This window comes from Gordonia sp. SGD-V-85 (assembly GCF_001456905.1).
Classification (GTDB): Bacteria; Actinomycetota; Actinomycetes; order Mycobacteriales; family Mycobacteriaceae; genus Gordonia; species Gordonia hongkongensis.
This window is the reverse complement of record NZ_LNQO01000007.1, coordinates 82467-103133: the sequence shown is the minus strand read 5'-3', so window position 1 is coordinate 103133 and position 20667 is coordinate 82467. Positions and strand designations below refer to the sequence as shown.

The window sequence follows — 20667 nt, the reverse complement described above, 5'->3', positions numbered from 1 at the left end:
GGATCGGCCATTTTGGAATCGGGCGTCCTCGCCAGGTAGTCTGGTCGGGTTGTGTGCCGCGGCCGCGCCGGGTCGAGGGGTGCACTGATGGGGCCGATCCAGTGATGCCAGGCGTCACCACCGGCCACGCAGACCACAGTAGGAGAAGGGCTCAACCATGGCTGTACCGAAGCGCCGGATGTCGCGGGCGAACACCCGTAGCCGTCGTTCGCAGTGGAAGGCGGAAAACCCCGCACTGCAAGAAGAGAAGGTGAACGGCGTCCCCGTGCGGATTCCGCGTCGCCTGGTCAAGGCGGCTCGCGCCGGTCTCATCGACCTGGATCGTCGCTAGCCTCGTTCGGTCGCCGTACCGGCGCCGCACTGTCATACCGATGACCGCCCCTGGCTCGCCCGGGGCGGTCATTCGCGTGCTGACCGACTGGCCTGTCCCTGGATATTGAGGTGATCTCGTGGTGTTCGACGTGCTCAACTTCGCGGGTATCGCGGTGTTCGCGGCGTCGGGGGCGATGCTCGGGGTCCGCAAGGACTTCGACATGTGAGGGATCATCACCGTCGGCGTGCTCACCGGGGTCGGCGGCGGCGTATTGCGCGACGTCCTGCTGGGGATCACCCCGCCCGCGTCGATCAGCGGGTGGGGTCCCATCGTCACCGCAACTGTCGCCGGCCTCGTCGTCTTCTTCTTCCATCCCGCCTTCACGGCACTGCACCGGTCGATACTCGTGCTCGACGCATTCGGGATGGGGCTCTTCGCGGCCACGGGTGCGAGCATCGCCCTCGACGTCGGGGCGAGCCCGTTCGCCGCGACGACCGTCGGGCTCCTCACCGCGGTGGGTGGCGGCGTGCTCCGCGACATGATCTCGAACGAGATCCCGCTCCTCCTCACACCCGCCGACCTCTACGCCGTACCCGCGGTACTCGGTGCCGCCATCGTCGCGGTCGGCGCGACGTACACCTCGGCGGCACACTGGATCTGGCTCGTCGTCGGATCTGTCTTCGCGACCGCGCTGCGCCTGGTGAGCCTTCGGTTCGCGCTGCGGCTCCCGACCGCACGACGCTGACCTTGCCGCAAACCCACCCTTTCTCCGTGAACCCACCCGGTCCGAGCGCGGTGGATCTACGGAAAAGGGGTGGGTTTACGGATCACTCGACGCCGCCGAGTCGAAGTGCTTTCTTGATCTGCGCGTAGAAGCGCGCCTTGTCGGCGAGGTCCGGCCATGTCCACCGCACGACGGTGTACCCCTGCGCGCGCAGCCGGTCCTCACGCGCCTTCTCTTCGACCACCGTCTGCCACGCGGGCTCGTCGCCGAGGCCGCCGCTGTACTTGATCATGCCGTCGAATTCGCCTATCACCCTGTTCGCCAGCAGGAAGTCGACGCGAGCGATGAACACGCCGTGGTCGTCGAAGATCTTGACCTGCTGTCGTGGTATCGGCAGGTCGGGGAACTCGAGCATGACTGCGCGACTGAGGGATTCGCCGATGCTCTCCGACGATGCGTTCGCGTGTGCCAGCGCGCGGCGGAGCATCTCGACCCCCTTGAATCCTCGGCACGAGTCGAGGATCTGTCTCATTCGGTCCGGATCGGCGTCACGTCGAAGCGCGGCGTCGAGCACCGCGAGGGCCTGCCGGTTGGTTCCCAGTCGGGCGACATCACATGCCGTGCGCTCGATGGATGTCACCGTGACCCCGTCGATGACGTCGATGTCCTGCGGCTTGACGGTGGCCTGATGTCTGACGATGTGCTTGGCCCGTTTTCCGACTTTCGGCGACGTCACATGGACCTGCGACAGGTCGGGCCACAGCATCGGCAGCCTGTGCATGGCAGCTGACGAAGTGTGACTGAAGATCCGACCGGGTCGTCCAGCCCTTGCCGCAGCAATGACGGTCAAGCGGTGCTTCTCGACTGCCTGGAGTTCGCTGACCGCGGTGAAGTCGGCCAACGCGCCCGGCCAGAGCCGCACGAGGGTCTTGTTGCCGACCATGTGCTGCAACTGTTCATCACTGATGTGGGTGCCGGCGGTTTCTTTGCGGAGAATCAGGCCATGCGGGTCGGTGGGTAGGTCCATACGAATCAGACGCACGAATGCGCCGTCCGGACCCACCTTCCGACAAACCCACCCCTTCTCCGTAGACCCACCTGGTTCGAGAGTGGTGGGTTCACGCAAAAGGGGTGGGTTTGCGGGTGGTGGGGTTACTGCGCGATGTACTTGTTGACTGCCCGGTTCAGGAAGTTCGGGATGAACTTGGCGGCGTTCTGCAGGAACAGGGTCTGCGCGCCGACGGAGTAGCTGGTGCGGTGCAGCAGTTTGTCCTGACGGGTCGGGTGCACCGACTCCCAGATCTTCTCGGCGACCTGTTCGGGAGTGATCCGGATGCCCAGGGTCTTCGTCGACTTGGCGCCGCCGGTGGCGAGGGCGGTCTTCGCCCACGGGGGCCAGATGCTGACGACGCGGATGTCGTCGTGCTCCCATTCCAGTTCGAGCGCCTCGGTCAGGCCCGCGACGAAGAACTTGGTCGCCGAGTAGACCGCGATGCCGGGCTGGCCGTAGATCGCCGACGCCGATCCGATGTTCACCAGGTGCGCGCCCGGCGTCTTCTTCAGGTACGGGTATGCGGCCTGGGCGCCGAGCGCGACGCCGAGGGCGTCGATGTCGATCTGCCGCTTGATCTGGTCTGGCGTGATGTGGTCGATCTGGCCCTCGTGGAGGATGCCGGCATTGTTGTCGAGGACGTCGAGTGTGCCGCCGGTGTACGAGGTGAACTCGGCGAGAGCTTCGGCCCACTGCTCCGGCTCGCGGACGTCGAGGGTGCCGGTGATGAAGTCGGGATGGTCGGCCTTCACCTTCGCCAGCGCGTCGGCATCGACGTCGTAGACGCCGACTGTCCACCCGTCGCGGCCGAAACGCTCCGCGGTGGCGAGACCGATTCCGGCAGCGCCGCCGGTGATGAAGATGGAGGGCATGGAGGACTCCTTGCAACTGAACGGACGGCTTCGACGCCGCTGACCTGCGAGGACGATCCTCGGCGCTGAACTTACCGGTGAGTATATTCGTCGATTCGTTTACTCGGTCACACGGCGGTGCTATCTTGACAACACGCATTGTCATTACATCGATCATTGTCACGATCGACGACGACCGGGAAGTGAGTTCTCCATGACCGCCGCGATGGAACGATCCGAGAATGTCATCAGTCTCCGGGACCAGGGCACCGAGGAGGTCTCGGCACGGCTGTTGGCGTCGGCCGCCCGGCTGTCGCGCAACGCGATGACCGAGATCGACTGGTCGAAGCCGATGGACCCCACCAAGTACGGGTGCAGTCCGGAATGGTCGTCGCTGTACGGGACCGCGTACTGGGACGAGCTCACCGAGGAACAGCGGATCTCGGTGACGCGCCACGAGTTCGCCTCGATCATGAACATCGGGATCTGGTTCGAGATGATCCTGCAGGAGATGGTCATCCGCGACCAGTACCTCGGCGACTACCACGGTTCGGAATTCCAGTTCGCGCTCACCGAGGTCGCCGACGAGTGCCGACACTCGTTGATGTTCGCCAAGGCGTCGGAAAAGATGGTCGGCGCCTCCTACCATCCGTCGAAGAAGGTCTCGCGCCTCGGCAAGATCTTCATGCAGACCGCGAAGAACGAGGTCGCCTACGCCGGCATCCTGGTCGCCGAGGAGGTCCTGGACGTCTTCCAGCGCGGCTGCATGCGCGACGACCGCGTGCTCGACTTCATCCGCACGGTCAACGAGATCCATGTGCTGGAGGAATCGCGCCACATGAAGTTCGCGCGCGAAGAGGTGCGTGACTCGCTGGAGGGCGTCAGCTGGGCGCGCCGCCAGTTCAGTGCGTTCGCGGTCGCCGTCGGCGCCTACTTCATCGTGACGAGTCTGGTGCAGCCCAAGGCCTTTGCCGACGCCGGGCTCGACGTCGACCGCGCGGTCCGGGAGATGCGCAGCAACTCGCACTTCCACTCGATGATCCGCAGCAGCTGCGCGCACCTCATGGAATTCCTCGACGAGGTCGGACTCCTGACCAAGCCCGCCATGCGGTACTACCGGAAAGCGCACATGCTCTGATGTTCGTCATCACCCAATCGTGTTGCAGTGACGCAGCATGCGTGGCCGTGTGCCCGGTCAACTGCATCCATCCGACACCGGAGGAGCGCGGCTTCGGCAGCTCCGACATCCTGCACATCGACCCCGAGGCGTGCATCGACTGCGGCGCATGCGCCGATGCCTGCCCCGTCGACGCCATCTACCCGGCGGACAAACTCGGCACCCGGGACAAGGTCTTCATCGACATCAACGCGGACTACTACAAGAACAACCCGGAGGTTCGCTCGGGCTGGGCGCCCATCGGTGACGACTCCGCGTCGTCGATCACCTATCCCGAGGTGCCGAAACTGCCTGCGGGACTTCGGGTCGCGCTGGTCGGAACGGGTCCCTCCGGCGGTTACGCCCTGCGCACGCTGCTCGACCGCACCGAGGCGCAGGTCACCGTCATCGACAAACTCCCCACTCCCGGTGGGCTCGTGCGCGCCGGCGTCGCCCCGGACCACCCGGGCACCAAGGGCGTGCTCCGCGGGTTCGACCTGCTTTACCGCGACCCGCGCGTCACGATGCTGACCAACGTGACCATCGGGGACGGCGCCGACCAGATCACCCCGGCCGAACTCGCGGAGCATTTCGACGCGGTGTTCTACGCGGTCGGTGCCAGTGAGTCACGGCGCCTGGGTATCCCGGGCGAGGACCTTCCGGGTTCGACGTCGGCCACCGATCTCGTCGCCTGGTACAACGGCGTGCCCGGTGTCGATGCCGGGCCACCGCTGCGCCGCGGAACCGCCGACGACCCGGCGACGGGTCGTGCGGTTGTGGTCGGTACGGGCAACGTGGCCCTCGATGTTGCGCGAATCCTCGTGTCCCCGCCGGACTTGTTGGCCACCACCGACATCGCCGACCGGGCGCTCGAGCTGCTCGCCGAGCAGAACGTACACGAAGTGGTGCTGCTGGGCCGTCGTGACCAGGCGTCCGCAGCCTACACCGCGGCCGAATACCGTGCGCTGTCGGAGATCCCGGGCGTCGAGGTCGAGGTGATCGAGGACGCCGAAGGTGCCGATCTCGCCCGGTTCCGTCAACCCGCCGACCCGAAGCGCCGTCGGATCGTGTTCCTGTTCCACAGCAGTCCCGAAGAGATCACCGGTGATTCGCAGGTCGAGTCGATCACGGTGCGCACGGGGGAGGGGCGCCACCACGTCGCCACCGATCTCGTGGTGCGCTCGATCGGCTATCGCTCCACCCCGATCCCCGGCCTCACCTTCGACGACGCGCGCGGCGTCTTCAGCAACGTCGACGGTCGCCTCGTCGACGAGACAGGTGCGATCGTGCCGGGCGGATATGTGCTCGGCTGGGCCAAGCGCGGACCCAGCGGCGGCATCGGCGCCAACAAGATGTGTGCGACGCGGACTGTCGAGGACTTCATCGCCGACGCCGCGGCAGGCCGGCTGCCCCGGACCGAACGCGAGCCCGGAGCCTTCGGTGCGTTGGTGCGCGCACGCGTCCGGACGGTGATCGGCTACCGCGGGATGCGGGCCATCGACCGTCGCGAACGGCGTCGCGGCCTCGAACAGGGCCGGCCCCGTGTGAAGTTCACCCAGGTCGCCGAGATGGTGGGCGCCGCGGGATGGCGTCGGACCTGACGGCCACCGCTCCGGTTTCGGGCCGGGGTGCCGCTCTGCCGTGCCACCATCGAGGTTCCGACACGTCGAGGAGGGCCTGATGACCACCGATTCCTACCAGAAGTGGCGAGAGCGATCGTTGTTCGTCGTCTTCCTGTCCGCGCTGGTCACGCAGAACGCCATCGCGATCCCCTACGTACGACAGAACGGGCCGGGGTCGGTCAAGGACTTCTTCGTGGGGGACATCCTGAAGACGACGCCCGGACGGTTCGCGATGGTCGACCTGACGTTCGTCGTCATCGGCTTCCATGTGTGGGCTCTCGCGGAGGCCCGCCGCCTGCGCATCCTGCCGTGGTGGCTGGCGTCGGTCGTGCTGACCTTCGGCGTCGGCATCGCCACCGCGATCCCGTTCTTCTTCCTCGCCCGGGAGCGTGCGCTGGGTTCGCGGTAGCGGAACCGCGCGCTCGGTGGCGCTCTCGCGGGCGGGCCGGGCCGGTGAGAACCAGACAACGTCGCCGTAACACCGAGGCAAGTCGCATTTCATGCGCCTCGCGGATAGTGGCGGAATGTCGAGCACTCCACAATTCCTGCAGGGTGTCTACGCGTTTTCCGGTTCGGGCCTGTCGAAGCCGGGGCCGATCGATGCGTCGCTGACCTTCGTCGTCCCGCCCGGGATGACTGCTCAGCCGTTGTACTTTCGCGGCGGCAACAGCTCCGACGAACTCATCTGCGTGACCCTGGTTCGCGACGGCACGCCGATGCGGATGTTCCCGATGGGCGCGAGGTCGTCGGTCAACGTGCCGTTGCGGGTCGTCGAAGACGTGGAACCCGACACCACCCTGGAGCTCCTCCTCGCCGCGCCGAAGGGCACGAGCGGTGAGGTCGTCGTCGACTTCGGGATGGTCATCTTCTGATGGGCGACGAGCACCTGACGCCACCGGTTCCCACGCGTCGGCTGGTCGTGGTCGGCAACGGCATGGCCGGCGCGCGCACCGTGGAGGAGATCATCTCCCGCGGCGGCCGGGAACAGTTCGCCATCACCATGATCGGCGACGAGCCGTACGGAAACTACAACCGGATCATGCTCAGCCATGTGCTGGCCGGGGAGACCGCGGTCGACGACGACGACCTGATGCTCAACCCGATGGCGTGGTACCGCGAGAACGACGTCACGCTTTACTCCGGTGATCGCGCCGAGTCGATCGACCGGTTCGCCAAGACGGTGAGCTGCGCGAGCGGGCGGATCATCGAATTCGACGTGCTGATCATCGCGACCGGGTCCCACACGTTCTTCCCCAACATGGACGGACTTCGCGAGTCCGACGGCAGGCTCGCACGCGGCGTGTTCGGCTTCCGCACCATCGAGGACACGAACGGCATGCTGCAGATGGCCGCGTCGCGCGACAACGTGCGCGCGGTGGTGATCGGCGGCGGGTTGCTCGGACTCGAAGCCGCGTACGGACTGCAAACCCAGGGTGTGGCCGTCGACGTCGTGCATTCGCCCGGGCACCTGATGAACCAGCAACTCGACGAGCGCGGTGGCAAGGTGCTGCGCAACCAGATCGAGGCGCTGGGGGTCGGTGTCCACACCGGCAAGCGGACGACGGCGGTGTTGCGCAACGACGACGGGACCGTCGCGGGAGTCGGTTTCACCGACGGGGATTCGCTGCCCGCCGACATGATCGTGGTGACGGCCGGCATCCGTCCCAACGTCGAGATCGCCCGCGGCGCAGGTCTGGTCGTCGAGCGCGGCATCGTCGTCGACGACCAGATGCGTTGCGAGGACGAGGCCTTCATCTACGCGGTCGGGGAGTGCGCGCAGCACCGCAGCGAGGTGTACGGTCTCGTCGCACCGCTGTGGGAGCAGGCGGTCGTGCTCGCCGACGTCCTCACCGGCGCGAATCCGGCTGCCGAATACCACGGTTCGCGACTGACCACCAAGCTGAAGGTCGCCGGTGTCGACGTCGCGGCCATGGGGGTCAAGGGACCGGAACGCGAGGACGACGAATTCGTCCAGTTCTACGAACCACGCAACGGCGTCTACAAGAGCGTCGTGGTCCGTGACAACAAGCTCATCGGAGCGATGCTGCTGGGCGACATCTCGAAGGTCAACTTCCTCACGCAGGCCTTCGACGACAAGGTACCGCTTCCCGACGAACGCATCTCGATGCTGTTCGACCTGGGCACCCCCAGCGCCGAGACCGGGGCGGCCGAGCTCGCCGACGACGTGCAGGTGTGCAACTGCAACGGGGTCACCAAGGGCGACATCGTGGCCTGCGTGGCGTCGGGGTGCACGAGCGTCGGCGAGGTGTGCGCGAAGACCCGCGCCGGCAAGGGATGTGGTTCCTGCAAGGGGCTCGTCGCCGACATCGTCGAACTCGCAGCGGGGGACGAGCTCACCGCCGACGCGTCCGCCGATTGGTACGTCCCGGCCATCCCGCTGACGAAACCCGAACTGATAGACGCCATCCGACGGCAGGACCTGCGGTCGGTCAGCGAGGTGTTCGACAAACTCGCACCCGACGGCGAGGACGCGACGGCGAAGATGCCGCTCGCCTCACTGTTACGGATCATCTGGGGTTCGGCGTGGAAGCGCGAACCCGGTGCACTGTTCGTCAATGACCGAGTGCACGCGAACATCCAGCGTGACGGTACCTTCTCGGTGGTGCCGCAGATGAAGGGCGGGGTGACCTCACCCGAGCAGTTGCGCAAGATCGCCGACGTCGCGGAGAAGTACTCGATCCCGATGATCAAGGCGACCGGTGGGCAGCGACTCGATCTGCTCGGCGTGAAGAAGGAAGACCTGCCGAAGGTCTGGGAAGATCTCGGCATGCCGTCGGGGTACGCGTACGGCAAGAGCTTCCGGACGGTCAAAACCTGTGTCGGCACCGACTATTGCCGTTTCGGTCTCGGCGACTCGACGCAGCTCGGCATCGACATCGAGACGCGCTACCAGGGTCTGGAGTCACCGGCGAAGCTCAAGCTCGCGGTGACCGGGTGCCCGCGCAACTGCGCCGAGGCCCTGTGCAAGGACTTCGGCGTGGTCGCGATCGGTGACGGCAAGTGGGAGATTTACGTCGGTGGCGCCGCGGGCGCGCACATCCGCAAGGGCGACCTGCTGGCCACCGTGGATTCGGCCGACGAGGTGATCCGGTTGTGCGGCATCTTCATCCAGTACTACCGCGAGCAGGGCAAGTGGCTGGAGCGGACGTACGCGTTCGTACCGCGCATCGGCATCGAGGAACTCCGCGCGATCATCGTCGACGACCGTGACGGACTGGTCGCCGGGTTGCAGGAGGGGATCGACGCCGCGGTCGAGGCCTACGTCGATCCCTGGCTGGACCGCGCCGAACCCAAATCGCCCGCGCAGTTCACCTCGGCGCTTCCGCTGCTGCCGCTGCCCCGGGTGCCGGTCCGATGACCAGTGTGTCGGCGGACGCCGGCGTCGTCGTGGGGCAACTGGACGACCTGCAGGTCGGCGAGAGTCGAGCATATGCGATGCAAGACAGGCAGATCGCGGTGTTCCGCCTGACCGACGGGACCTTGCGCGCCACCGACGCCGTCTGCCCGCACCGCGGGGGACCGCTCGCCGACGGCCAGTTCGATCTGGGCAAGGTCGTCTGTCCGTTGCACCAGTACGCCTTCGAACTGGCCGATGGCCGATGCACCTCGGACGGTATCGACTCCATCGGCGTCTACCGCGTCGAGGACCGAGACGGGGACATCGTCGTCTGGTTGGGTGCTCCTGCGGGCGTTAGTGACAAACGAATGCTCCCTGAGGTGTGAGGAGCGATAGCGACGAGCCACGAAGGGCCTGGTGAGACGCGTTGCGGAGCCCTTCGTGGCTCGCTTCGCTCGCACCTCAGGAACATGGGTTCAGGCGCCCAGGAGTGGTCTTTCGTGGCCCACGACGGCCGTCAGGCCGGAGACCCTGATCTGTGAGGAGCGATCGCTACGAGCCACGGAGGGCTGGTGACGGCACTGGAAGTCCTCCTGCACGTTTGTTCACAAAGCCTCGTGTCAATGTCAGCGTGGTCGACCGCCCCTGCGCCCTGCCCGGGCGCGCAGTAGATCGATATCGCCGTCGATCAGTGCCTTCTTCTTCGCACGAGACCAGCCGTGAATTCGTCGCTCGATCGCGTAGGCGTCGTCCAGTGACAGTTCAACCGACCACGCCAGCCTCACCGGCTGGCGGTGAGCAGTGAAACCAACCTGCGCCGAGCTGTGTTGGCGTAACCGATTGTCGAGGTTTCGCGTGCTTCCGACGTAGTACTTCCCGTCCGCGCACTCGAGGATGTATACCCATGCCATCGCAGTATCGTCGAAGATTCTGGCAGCCCGAGGAACGTATGTACCCCTGCCTGTGGAGAGTTCGCGGCAGCTCGCGTCGCCTGTGTACTCCGACTTGCGGTGCCCTTCGTGGCTCGTCGCTTGCGCTCCTCGCACCTCAGGGAGCATGGGAAAGCGTCGCGCCTCAGGGAGCATGGGGAAGCGTCGCACCTCAGGGAGCCATTGGGTAGCTCCGCATCTTCGGTCTGCGGCCAGGTGCCGACCGGGGCTCGCCCTTCAGTACACGTCCCGCACATAGCGTTTGTCAGCTGCGAGTGCCTTGACGTACGACTCGGCGCTCGCGGGGGAGCGGCGACCGTACTGCGCGACAATGCCTTTCAGTGTCGCGTCGACGTCCTTGGCCATCCGCGTCGCGTCGCCGCAGACGTAGACGTGCGCGCCGTCGTGCAGCCACTGGTAGAGCTCCTCGCCGTGCTCGCGCATCCGGTCCTGGACGTAGATCTTGCGATCCTGGTCGCGCGAGAACGCGACGTCGAGGCGGGTGAGCAGCCCGTCGCCGAGCATCGTCGTCAGCTCGTCGCGGTAGTAGAAGTCGGTGGCCGAGTACTGCTCACCGAAGAACAGCCAGTTCTTCCCGTTGTGCCCCAGGGCCTCGCGTTCGCGCAGGAACCCACGGAACGGGGCGATGCCGGTGCCGGGCCCGATCATGATCATCGGGGTGTCCGGATCGGCCGGCGGGCGAAAGTGGCTGGTGGAGGTGACGAAGACGCCGATCTCGTCGTCGGCGCGGTCGGCCAGAAAGGTCGAGCAGACGCCACCGCGTGGCGTGCCGAAGAGGTTGTAGCGCACGGCGGACACCGTCAGTTGGATCTCGTCGGGGCTCTCCAGGGGACTCGAGGAGATCGAATACGACCGCGGGACCATCGGTTTGAGGACCCGCATCCACTCGGCGACGTCGGCGGTGACGGGGTGATCGGCGAGGACGTCGACCGACTGCCGGCCCCACGACCAGTTGTTGAACTGCTGCTTGTTCCCGGGGGCGATGAGCGCATCGAGGTCGGCGGAACCGGCGCGATCGGCCACGAACCGGACGAGATCCGTTGTCACACGTGCGAATTCGATCCGGTCTCGCAGGGCGGTGTGCAGTGGGAGGTCGTCGCCGCCGACGGTCACCGACGTCTCGGCGTCGAGTCCGGTGCGGTCGAGGAACTCCTCGACGAGCGCCGGGTCGTTACGAGGCCAGACCCCCAGCGCATCACCGGCCTGGTAGGACAGCGTGCCCGCCGGCAGCCGGAATCCGAAGTTGCGCACGTCCTTCTGGGAACCCTCGGAACTCAGTTTGACGTTCCGTACGAGTGAGGTGACCAGGGGCTTCTTTCGCGAGTATGCCGGTGCGGAACGCACGGACGGTGCCGCCGCGGAGTCGGCCGGCTCGCTGACCACGGTCACCCGATCGTCGGTCACCCCGGACGTGGGTGCCCGGTTCGCCATGCTGATCGCCCGAATCACCTCGGTCAGCCAGCCGCCGGCCGTCTCCTCGAAGTCGGGTTCGCAGTCGACGCGATCGAGCAGGCGCCGGCCACCCAGTTCACCGATGCGGGTGTCGAGTTTGCGCCCGTGGCCGCAGAAGTCGTCGTAGTTGGAGTCGCCGAGCGCCAGCACCGCGTAGTCGACGCCGGACAGGTCGGGTGCGTTCTCGGAGTTCAGCGCGTCCCAGAACGACGTGCCGTTGTCCGGCGGATCGCCGTCGCCGGTGGTCGAGGTGACGAACAGGGCGGTGCCCTTCAATTCGCCGACCTCGACATCGTCCATCGATCGGGCGTCGACCCGAAGGCCACTGGCCTTGACTCGCTCGGCTGCCTCGGCGGCGAGTTCCTCGGCGTTGCCCATCTGCGAGGCCCAGAGCACCGTCACCGTGTCCGTGTCGGGTTCCGGCGACGCTGAGTCCGACCGGGGGACACCGGGATCGGGTGCGGCGGCCGTACGGGAGTTCAGGCCCGCCAGCACACCCGACACCCAGACACGGAGCTCGGCGCCCAGCGGCGCATCGGCCGGGAGCGCCGGACTGCCCGCAGGCGAATCGCCCACGCCGGTCACGAGACCGGCGAGATACAACCGCTCGGACGGCGTCATGGCCGGTGGTGCGATGCCCGTCACCCCCAGTGCCTCAGCCAGTTTCGACGATCCCGTGGCGGCGTCGACCGGCGCATCGTCGGCGTCGCCGCGCGAGCCGGGCACCCGGATCAAGGTCACCGCACACACCTTGAGCTCCGGTTGCTGCGACAACGGGTCCACGGCGTCGGACGTCACGGCGTTGATCGCCAGGTGTTCACCGAAGACGTCGTTCCAGTGAAACGGCACGAAGCAGTTACCGGGTCGCACGCGGTCGGAGACCCGCGCCGGCAAGACCGCCCGGCCGCGCCGGGACGCGACCTCGACCTTGTCCGCGGCCGTGATGCCCAACCGGTCGGCATCGTCGGGGTGGATCTCGACGAAGGGTTCCGGGTTGAGCTTGTTGAGCTTCGCCACCCGGCCGGTCTTGGTCATGGTGTGCCACTGATGGGGCAACCGGCCGGTGTTGAGCAGGAACGGGTAGTCGTCGTCGGGCATCTCGGCCGGGTCGAGGTGGGGACGGGCGAAGAACTGGGCGCGGCGGCTGGGGGTGGCGAACGCGAGGCGCGGTGTCGACCCGTCGTCGAGGCGGTGGAGCGTCTGACTGCGACCGTCGTTGAGATATCGGATCGGGTTGCGGGCACCGGTGTCCACCGGATCGGGCTCGCTGTCGTCGGCCGGCGGGCACGGCCATTGCATCGGAGTGCGGCGGAGCCGGTCGTAGGTAACCCCGCGCAGGTCGTAACCGGTGTTCGGGTTCGCGAACCGTTTGATCTCCTCGAACACCTCCTCGGCGCTCGCATAGTCGAAGGCGTCGGCGTACCCCATCTCGGCGGCGATGCGCGCGATGAGCTGCCAGTCCGGGATCGCCTGTCCGGGGGCGTCGAGCGCGGGTTCGAACAGGGTGAGGTTGCGTTCGGAGTTGACCATCACACCGGTCGACTCCGACCACAGCGTCGCGGGCAGCACCACGTCGGCGTACTGGTTGGTCTCGGTGTCGACGAAGGTGTCCTGGGTGATCACGAGCTCGGCGCGCTCGAGTCCCTCGATGACGGTCTTGCGATTCGCCACCGAGGCAACGGGATTGGTGCAGATGATCCAGCACGCCTTGATCTCGCCGTCGGCCATCCGACGGAACATGTCGATGGTGCCGCCGCCCACGTCGGTGCGCAGGGTCCCGGCCGGAACACCCCAGACACCTTCCACGAACTCACGGTCCGCCGCGGACACGACAGCGCGCTGGCCGGGCAGTCCCGGGCCCATGTAACCCATCTCGCGCCCGCCCATGGCGTTCGGCTGTCCGGTCAGTGAGAACGGTCCGCTGCCGAGCCGGCAGATCGCGCCGGTGGCGAGGTGGAGGTTGATGAGCGCGTTGGTGTTCCAGGTCCCGTGGGTGGACTGGTTGAGGCCCATCGTCCAGCAACTCATCCAGTTGGCTGCGTCGCCGATGAGCTCGGCCGCGGCCCGCAGGTCCGACGCCGCGATCCCGGTGATCGATTCGACGACATCCGGCGGGTACTGGGCGGCGAAGTCGGGGATCTGGTCGAAGCCGTCGGTGAACGACTCGATGAACTCGGTGTCGGTGTGGCCGTTCTCGATGAGCAGGTGCAGCAGGCCGTTGAGGAAGGCGAGGTCGGTCCCGGACCGGATCTGCAGGAACAGGTCGGCCTTGTCGGCCGTCGCCGTGCGTCGAGGATCGACGACGATCAGCTTCGCCCCGGCCTTGACCCGGTCCATCATGCGCAGGAACAGGATCGGGTGACAGTCGGCCATGTTGGCACCGATGACCAGGAAGACGTCGGCGTGGTCGAAGTCCTGGTACGACCCGGGCGGCCCGTCGGATCCGAGCGACAGTTTGTATCCGGTCCCGGCGCTCGCCATGCACAGCCGCGAGTTCGACTCGATCTGATTGGTGCGCAGGAATCCCTTGGCCAGCTTGTTCGCCAGGTACTGCGCCTCCAGCGACATCTGGCCCGACACATACAGGGCCACCGCGTCGGGCCCGTGCTCGTCGACGATGTCGCGCAGGCGTCGCGCGGTGTCGGTGACGACGGCGTCGAGTGCGGCGGGCCGGAGCTGGCCGCCCCGATCGTCTCGGACCAGCGCGGTGGACAGGCGCCCGCCGGCGGCGAGCATGTCCGCGGTGGTGGACCCCTTGGTGCACAGTCGCCCGAAGTTCGTCGGATGATCGGGCCGGCCGATCGTCCTGGTGACGCGGTCGGAATCGTCGTCGAGCTTCATCTCCATGCCGCAACCGACACCGCAATAGGCGCACAGCGACATCACCGATCGGGACACGACAGATCGAGTCGGGGCAGACAGGGTCACGGGTTTCAGCGTCGGAGGTCGATGTTTCGCGACCCGAAGCCCGGCGTTACGCATCCATCAATTTGACCTCACAGAACTCGGTCCCCGATGTGAAAGGCCGCCGGAACCGCAGGTGAACGCCGACTCCGGCACTTGAACGGGTGGGTTTCGGCGTTGCTCAGCCGGATCTCAGCCGGGGTGGATAAGACTGTAGCCATGCGCATCCTCGTGGTCGATGACGATCGGGCCGTCCGGGAGTCGTTGCGACGGTCGCTCACCTTCAACGGCTACAGCGTCGAGACCGCGGGCGACGGCATCGAGGCACTCGAGAAGATCCTGGCCGACCGGCCGGACGTGGCGATCCTCGACGTGATGATGCCCAGGCTCGACGGCCTCGAGGTGTGCCGCCGACTCCGCTCCGCCGGTGACGACCTCCCCATCCTGGTGCTGACCGCACGCGACTCAGTGTCCGAGCGGGTGTCCGGGCTCGACGCCGGAGCCGACGACTACCTGCCCAAGCCGTTCGCCCTCGAGGAACTCCTCGCCCGGTTGCGGGCGCTGTTGCGCCGTGCCTCGCCGGACGAGGACGCGGATTCGGAGACCCTGACGTTCGCGGATCTGTCGCTCGATCCCGTCACCCGCGATGTCACCCGCGGCGAGCGCTCGATCAGTCTGACGCGCACCGAGTTCGCCCTGCTCGAGATGCTCATGGCCAATCCGCGCCGGGTGTTGTCGCGCAGCCGCATCCTCGAAGAGGTCTGGGGCTACGACTTCCCGACGTCGGGTAATGCGCTCGAGGTGTACGTCGGCTATCTCCGGCGTAAGACCGAGGCCGACGGCGAACCGCGACTGATCCACACCGTGCGCGGGGTCGGGTACGTCCTGCGGGAGACGCCGCCCTAGTGATCGGCAAGTCGTCGAACTCGACGTCGCGACACCCGAAGACCCGGGATCTCCTCCGCGACCGCCTCACCCGGGCGATCACGGGGCACACCACCGGTGTCGGGTCGGACGAGAAGGAGATGCGGGCGCCGATGCCGCTGATGCGCGCGGTGTCGCTGCGTACCCGCGTGACGATCCTGTCGGCGACCGTCGTGCTGGTCTCGGTGAGTCTGATGGCCGCGGCCGCGTATTTCGTCGTGTATCGCGCGATGTACAACGATGTCGACCAGCAGCTCGAGAGTCGCGCCGACGGGATGGCCGCGCTCGCCCGCGCGGGGGTCCTGCGTACGCAACCCGAGCAGCTGGTGGCCGGAACGGTGTTCTCCACCAACATCTCCATCGCGCTGGTGACCCCCAGCGGCGAGACGTATCTCATCGGTCAGGTGCCGTTCGACGACGTCGAGCGCGGCATCGTCCGGTCGCCGTCCGTGCCCGGTTCCACGCAGCAGAGCCTGCGCACCACGCGCAATCAGCGTGTCCTGACCCGCAAACTCGACGACGGCAACACCCTCGTGCTCGCACAGAGCCTCATCCAGACCGACCGGGTGCTCAAGCGTCTGGCCTGGGTGCTCTTCGTGGTCGGTTGCGGCGGGGTCGCCCTCGCCGCCCTGGCCGGGACGACGGTGGCGCGCGCCGGGTTGCGGCCGGTCTCGCGTCTCAACCGCGCCGTGGAGCGGGTCGCGCGGACCAACGACCTGACGCCCATCCCGGTGACCGGCAACGACGAACTCGCCAAGCTCACGGTCAGTTTCAACGCGATGCTGCGCGCCCTCGACGAGTCCCGGGATCGGCAGGCACGTCTGGTCGCCGACGCCGGACACGAGCTGCGGACCCCGTTGACCTCGTTGCGGACCAATCTGGAGTTGCTGATCGCCGCGAGTCGTCCCGGGGCGCGGGCGGTGCCGGAGGAGGACATGGTCGATCTCCGTGCCGATGTGATGGCGCAGATCGAGGAATTGTCCACGCTCGTGGGCGATCTCGTCGACCTCGCCCGCGAGGACGCGCCGGAAGTGGTCTACGAGGAGGTCGATCTCGCCGAGATCGTGGAGCAGGCCCTCGAACGAGTTCGACGCCGCCGCAACGACGTCGAGTTCGAGGTCGACCTCGCCCCGTGGTTCGTGTTCGGCGAGGCACATGGACTGTCGCGCGCGGTGCTGAACGTGCTCGACAACGCGGCGAAGTGGAGTCCTCCCGGCCGCACGGTGCGCGTCGGCCTGACCCAGATCGGGATGTCGACCGCGGAGCTCACCGTCGCCGATGCCGGTCCCGGAATCCCCGAGGAGGACCGAGGTCTCGTCTTCGAGCGGTTCTATCGGTCGACGCAGTCGCGGTCGATGCCGGGATCGGGTCTGGGACTGGCAATCGTGCGTCAGGTGGTCGAACGACACGGCGGCACCGTGGTCGCCGACACGTCGCCGCTCGGGGGAGCGCTGATCCGGATGACCCTGCCGGGCCGGGCAACTGCGGCGGAACCATCCCCGCAGGTGATTCGTCAGTAGAGGAGAAGCGGGTGGCGCCGGGCCGACGACTCGGTTGTCGACGACTGCGAACAGCCTTGAACTCGCCCGGTGTGACCTGGTCTCGGATCACCTAGGGTTGACCGAAGGCGCAGTTCGGGTACGACGATGCCGAGGTGTTGCGGTCCCGGCCCGGCCACTGACAACAAGCACCGGCGCATGGCCGGGCCGACGAGGAAGAGACGAAGATGACGACTGGCGGTTCGCACGGTGACAGCTCCTACGGGGGCGGTCAGCACGGCGGTGGTCAACACGGCGGTGGTCAGCACGGTGGGGGCCAACCGGGCGGGGGTCACCGCGCGGCGTCGGGCAACGAGGCGTCGGGACAGGGCGGTCCGTTCGGTCCGCCGTCGGGCTCCTTCCCCGCACCGGGCGGCCAGGGCTACCCGGGTACCAACGCGTCGACATCGTCGTACGGCAGGCCCGGGACGAGTCCGTTCCCGCCACAGGGCAACTACGGTCCGGGTCCCGCGTACGGACAGTCGGGCCAGCCGCCGTTCGGCTCCCAGCCCGGCTTCGGGAACCAGGGCCCGGACGGCCCCTCGGCCGCACCCGCCAAGAAGAAGAGTGGCGGACGCCTCGTGGCGCTGGGGGTGGCCGGACTCGTCCTGGCGTTGGTCGCGGGCGGTGTGGGTGGCGTGGCCGGATACAACCTCGCCGAGTCCGACGCTGGTTCCAGCTCCAGCAACGGTCCGCTGGGCGGCGATCCCGGCAACGACAACACGACGCCGGTCGCCGCGCCGGCCGGTTCCGTGCAGGAGGTCGCGGCCCGGGTCACCCCGTCGGTGGTCTCCATCGAGGTCGCGTCCGGCGGGGCGATGGGTTCCGGCTCGGGCGTCGTCCTCAGCGAGGACGGCGTCATCATGACGAACAACCACGTCGTCAGTGCCGGCGGCAACGGCCCGGCGTCGAGGGTCGCGGTCAACTTCGCCGACGGTTCGCGGGCCGAGGCCCGTGTCCTGGGGGCCGACCCGATCTCCGACATCGCGGTCATCAAGGTCGACCGCGACGACGTCACACCGATCACCGTGGGCAACTCGAACAACCTGGCCGTCGGGCAGGACGTGATCGCAATCGGTTCACCGCTGGGACTCGCGGGCACCGTCACCACCGGCATCATCAGTGCGCTCAACCGTCCCGTGCTGACCTCGCGTGACCCCGGGACCAACACCACCTCGGTCATCGACGCCATCCAGACGGACGCGGCGATCAACCCGGGCAACTCCGGCGGTGCCCTGGTGAACGCCCGGGGCGCGCTGATCGGGATCAACACCGCGATCGCCACCCTCGGTGGGGGTGAGCAACAGGCCGGTGGCAGCATCGGACTCGGGTTCGCGATCCCGATCGATCAGGCCATCCGGGTGGCCAGGGAACTCGAGTCCACCGGCAAGGCCAGCCACGCCAACATCGGTGTGTCGGTACGGCCGAGCGGCGCGTCCGACGCACCCGGGGCCGTCGTCACCGCGGTGACGCCCGGCGGTCCGGCTGCGAACGCGGGCATCCCCGAGGACGCGGTCATCACGAAGGTCGACGACCGCGTCATCTCCTCGGGGGACGCCCTCGTCGCCGCGGTCCGGTCGCACGCACCGGGCGACACGGTCACCGTGACCTATGTGGACAACGGCGCCACCAAGACCGCCCAGGTGAAGCTCGGCACGCTCGCGGCCGGCTGACCGACCACCACAACTGCATCGAGGAGGCTGTTCCGGCGCCCACCGCGGGCGCCGGCACAGCGCAGCACGAACGACCGTTTCGACGGTCCCACCTATCAAGAAAGGGCCTGTCATGTCCGACGCTGCTCCGCGCAACCCGGGTACCACCGCCGTCTCGGCCGAGACCGATCTCGACGAGAACTCATTGGACGTCCGCCTCGCGGGCGGGCCGGGTCCGGTCGACCCCGCCGACGTGGTCGCGGCCGACGCCGCGGCACGGGAGTTCGTCGCGCGCCACGAACAGGCCGCTCACCGCCCGCAGGGCGAAGAGATCGGTCGTGCGCTGGTCGTCGTCGTCGACGACGAGGCGGCCCACGGTGAGGACCAGCGTCTGCTCGGGCCGCTCGTGAGCGAACTGCTGGCCGAGGCGGGGTTCCACGTCGACGCCGCCGTGGTCGTCTCCGGGGACGAGGTGGAGATCCGCAATGCGCTCAACACCGCGGTGATCGGCGGAGTGGACCTCGTGGTCTCGGTGGGCGGCGTCGGCGTCGGCGCCCGGGATGTGACGCCCGAGGCCACCGAACCCCTTCTGGATCGGCGTCTGCGGGGTATAGAAGAGGCCGTCCGCAGCTCCGGTCTGGCGGCGGGAGCCACCGACGGCGGACTTTCGCGCGGGCTGGCTGGAATCTCCGGACAGACACTCGTGGTGAACCTGGCCAACTCGCGGGCTGCGGTGCGCGACGGCATGGCAACTGCCGCACCCCTCGCCAAGTACGTGATCGAGTCGATCAGCGAGTTCTGACCCGGTCGCTCCGCGAGGCCTCCGAGCGGCCCGGAAATCTGTTCAGCAATACAAAGAAAACTCCTGGTTAACAGGGTGACGGGCCACTTTCGATGGGATATCCGACCGGTGGGAACAGAGTCTTCAGAACCCCGGAAATTGCCGATGAGCAGCGATGATGACGCCGCGCAGCACCGAGCTGCGCGGCGTCGTCGTCTCGACGCGGTGTTCGGAAACACCCTTCCTGAACTGACTTCAGACGAGAGTGACGAACATCACACAGGGCGCTCTAAGGATTGGTACGAGGCGCAGCGGCCGCCGCATCACGGGTGATTTCGCTCTTTACGTACGTAGTCACATCAGCGTGTTTTCCTGTCGTTAACTTTCGCCGTTCTATCGTTGGCGAATCTGAGATTCACGCTGGTGCGTGCCCTCTTCGTGACACGGCCGAGTCCTCCTGTTGCCCGAGTTGAGACCGCTCCGATAACGTTCGGCTCGACGACGCGCGGTCCCCAGGGTCGGGGACCGGGGGAGTCCTGCGATCTGTCGCGAGTGACAACGCAGCAGTGACCACGAATTCGATGGATTCTTAACGACAGCTAAGGCATGCATAAGAGCTGGCTTGGTGGTAACTGTGTGGAAGCCCATCGAACGTCGTGGGTCATGACTTGCGGGTGTGAGTGCATTCCGCGGGGTAACAGCCGAATCCTGTGAGAGGGAACGAATGAGCAAGTTCAGCAAGCTTGGGCTGCGCCGCGCCGCGGGCGCGGTCGCGATCGCCTCGGCCGCGGTCGTGGGCCTGGCCGGCATGGGCGTCGGCGAAGCGGCAGGTGCGCCGCTGCCGAACGGTTACAAGAACGCCACCGGCATCGACGGCGAGTCCATCCAGACCTGGCGGACCGGTGAGAACGCCTACCCGATCCCCACCGTCGCGAACAACCCCGCGTCGCGTGGCTTCGTGATCTCCGGCACCTACACCGGCAAGGCGTCGGCTGGCGTCGGCGGCAACCTGGCCGTCAAGTACATCATCGGCTGCCAGGTCGACGTCAGCGGTATCACGCTGGACCTCAGCGGCGCGATCAGCCTCACCGCCACCACCCTGTCCGGTTCGCTCGGCCTTCCGCTCAAGCCCGGCCAGGTCGCGGTCGTCGACATCACCGACAAGGACTTCTCGGACGAGGGTGTCGCCGCGGTCCAGCTGTCGCAGCTGTCGTTCAACCTCAACCAGTGCGGTGGCTACGCTTCGGCTCGTTCGGCCGTCAAGACCATCGGTGCCAAGGGCTACAGCACCGACGACGGCAAGGTGAGCGGCGAGGGCACCCTCATCCAGTCCACCCTGTACGGCAAGCCCTTCACCATCGGTTGATCCGGGCGCAGATAACCAGCTTTTC

General features: G+C 67.1%; 16 protein-coding genes and 1 pseudogene. 13 read left to right on the top strand and 4 right to left on the bottom strand.

The features are described from left to right. Nucleotides 1–157: 157 nt before the first annotated feature. Entirely contained in the window at nucleotides 158–331 is a 174-nt protein-coding gene (gene rpmF, locus AS181_RS10330) for a 50S ribosomal protein L32 (RefSeq protein ID WP_004020060.1), read from the top strand. Nucleotides 332–449: 118 nt separating this feature from the next. Further along, nucleotides 450–1058, top strand: a pseudogene (locus tag AS181_RS10325) (trimeric intracellular cation channel family protein). Nucleotides 1059–1140: 82 nt separating this feature from the next. Here the strand turns inward: AS181_RS10325 and AS181_RS10320 are convergent. Continuing rightward, nucleotides 1141–2064: a type IV toxin-antitoxin system AbiEi family antitoxin domain-containing protein gene (locus tag AS181_RS10320; protein WP_058251509.1), complete on the bottom strand. Its 924-nt coding sequence runs from the start codon at nucleotides 2062–2064 to the stop codon at nucleotides 1141–1143. A 125-nt stretch (nucleotides 2065–2189) separates the two neighbouring features. Continuing rightward, nucleotides 2190–2960: an SDR family oxidoreductase gene (locus AS181_RS10315; protein ID WP_058251508.1), complete on the bottom strand. Its 771-nt coding sequence runs from the start codon at nucleotides 2958–2960 to the stop codon at nucleotides 2190–2192. A 193-nt stretch (nucleotides 2961–3153) separates the two neighbouring features. Here AS181_RS10315 and AS181_RS10310 point away from each other — a divergent pair, with 193 nt between their 5' ends. The 6 genes from AS181_RS10310 to AS181_RS10285 all read left to right on the top strand — a co-directional run bounded on the left by AS181_RS10310 (nucleotide 3154) and on the right by AS181_RS10285 (nucleotide 9461). Further along, on the top strand, nucleotides 3154–4077 hold the full coding sequence (locus AS181_RS10310; RefSeq protein WP_004020056.1) for an AurF N-oxygenase family protein: 924 nt from the start codon (nucleotides 3154–3156) through the stop codon (nucleotides 4075–4077). Continuing rightward, nucleotides 4077–5696 carry an FAD-dependent oxidoreductase gene (locus tag AS181_RS10305; protein ID WP_058251507.1) on the top strand — a complete coding sequence of 540 codons (1620 nt, stop codon included), beginning with the start codon at nucleotides 4077–4079 and terminating at the stop codon, nucleotides 5694–5696. The genes AS181_RS10310 and AS181_RS10305 overlap by 1 nt, the downstream gene beginning before the upstream one ends. A 79-nt stretch (nucleotides 5697–5775) precedes the next feature. After that, a complete protein-coding gene (locus tag AS181_RS10300) occupies nucleotides 5776–6126 on the top strand; it encodes a DUF2834 domain-containing protein (RefSeq protein WP_058251506.1) in 351 nt (116 codons plus the stop codon). 115 nt (nucleotides 6127–6241) lie between these two features. Continuing rightward, nucleotides 6242–6589: a hypothetical protein gene (locus AS181_RS10295; protein ID WP_058251669.1), complete on the top strand. Its 348-nt coding sequence runs from the start codon at nucleotides 6242–6244 to the stop codon at nucleotides 6587–6589. Beyond that, on the top strand, nucleotides 6589–9096 hold the full coding sequence (gene nirB, locus AS181_RS10290) for a nitrite reductase large subunit NirB (protein ID WP_058251505.1): 2508 nt from the start codon (nucleotides 6589–6591) through the stop codon (nucleotides 9094–9096). The genes AS181_RS10295 and nirB overlap by 1 nt, the downstream gene beginning before the upstream one ends. Next, the gene (locus AS181_RS10285) at nucleotides 9093–9461 is read left to right on the top strand and encodes a Rieske (2Fe-2S) protein (protein ID WP_058251504.1); all 369 of its coding nucleotides are present in this window, start codon (nucleotides 9093–9095) and stop codon (nucleotides 9459–9461) included. Before nirB ends, AS181_RS10285 begins: the two co-directional genes overlap by 4 nt. A gap of 240 nt (nucleotides 9462–9701) precedes the next feature. Here AS181_RS10285 and AS181_RS10280 read toward each other — a convergent pair whose 3' ends face one another. Both AS181_RS10280 and AS181_RS10275 read right to left on the bottom strand, forming a co-directional pair. Continuing rightward, the gene (locus tag AS181_RS10280) at nucleotides 9702–9986 is read right to left on the bottom strand and encodes a GIY-YIG nuclease family protein (RefSeq protein ID WP_058251503.1); all 285 of its coding nucleotides are present in this window, start codon (nucleotides 9984–9986) and stop codon (nucleotides 9702–9704) included. A 255-nt stretch (nucleotides 9987–10241) separates the two neighbouring features. Next, nucleotides 10242–14360: a bifunctional nitrate reductase/sulfite reductase flavoprotein subunit alpha gene (locus tag AS181_RS10275; protein ID WP_058251502.1), complete on the bottom strand. Its 4119-nt coding sequence runs from the start codon at nucleotides 14358–14360 to the stop codon at nucleotides 10242–10244. A 240-nt stretch (nucleotides 14361–14600) separates the two neighbouring features. Here AS181_RS10275 and AS181_RS10270 point away from each other — a divergent pair, with 240 nt between their 5' ends. From AS181_RS10270 to AS181_RS10250, 5 genes are all read left to right on the top strand, one after another. Beyond that, a complete protein-coding gene (locus AS181_RS10270; RefSeq protein WP_058251501.1) occupies nucleotides 14601–15287 on the top strand; it encodes a response regulator transcription factor in 687 nt (228 codons plus the stop codon). Further along, nucleotides 15287–16825 (top strand): sensor histidine kinase, encoded by a 1539-nt coding sequence (locus AS181_RS10265; RefSeq protein WP_058251500.1) that lies wholly within the window; start codon nucleotides 15287–15289, stop codon nucleotides 16823–16825. The genes AS181_RS10270 and AS181_RS10265 overlap by 1 nt, the downstream gene beginning before the upstream one ends. 206 nt (nucleotides 16826–17031) lie before the next feature. Then, nucleotides 17032–18516: a S1C family serine protease gene (locus AS181_RS10260; protein ID WP_058251499.1), complete on the top strand. Its 1485-nt coding sequence runs from the start codon at nucleotides 17032–17034 to the stop codon at nucleotides 18514–18516. A 112-nt stretch (nucleotides 18517–18628) separates the two neighbouring features. Then, complete coding sequence (locus AS181_RS10255) at nucleotides 18629–19297, top strand: MogA/MoaB family molybdenum cofactor biosynthesis protein (protein ID WP_058251498.1); 669 nt, start codon at nucleotides 18629–18631, stop codon at nucleotides 19295–19297. A gap of 703 nt (nucleotides 19298–20000) precedes the next feature. Further along, nucleotides 20001–20642: an MspA family porin gene (locus AS181_RS10250; RefSeq protein WP_058251497.1), complete on the top strand. Its 642-nt coding sequence runs from the start codon at nucleotides 20001–20003 to the stop codon at nucleotides 20640–20642. Nucleotides 20643–20667: the final 25 nt, after the last annotated feature.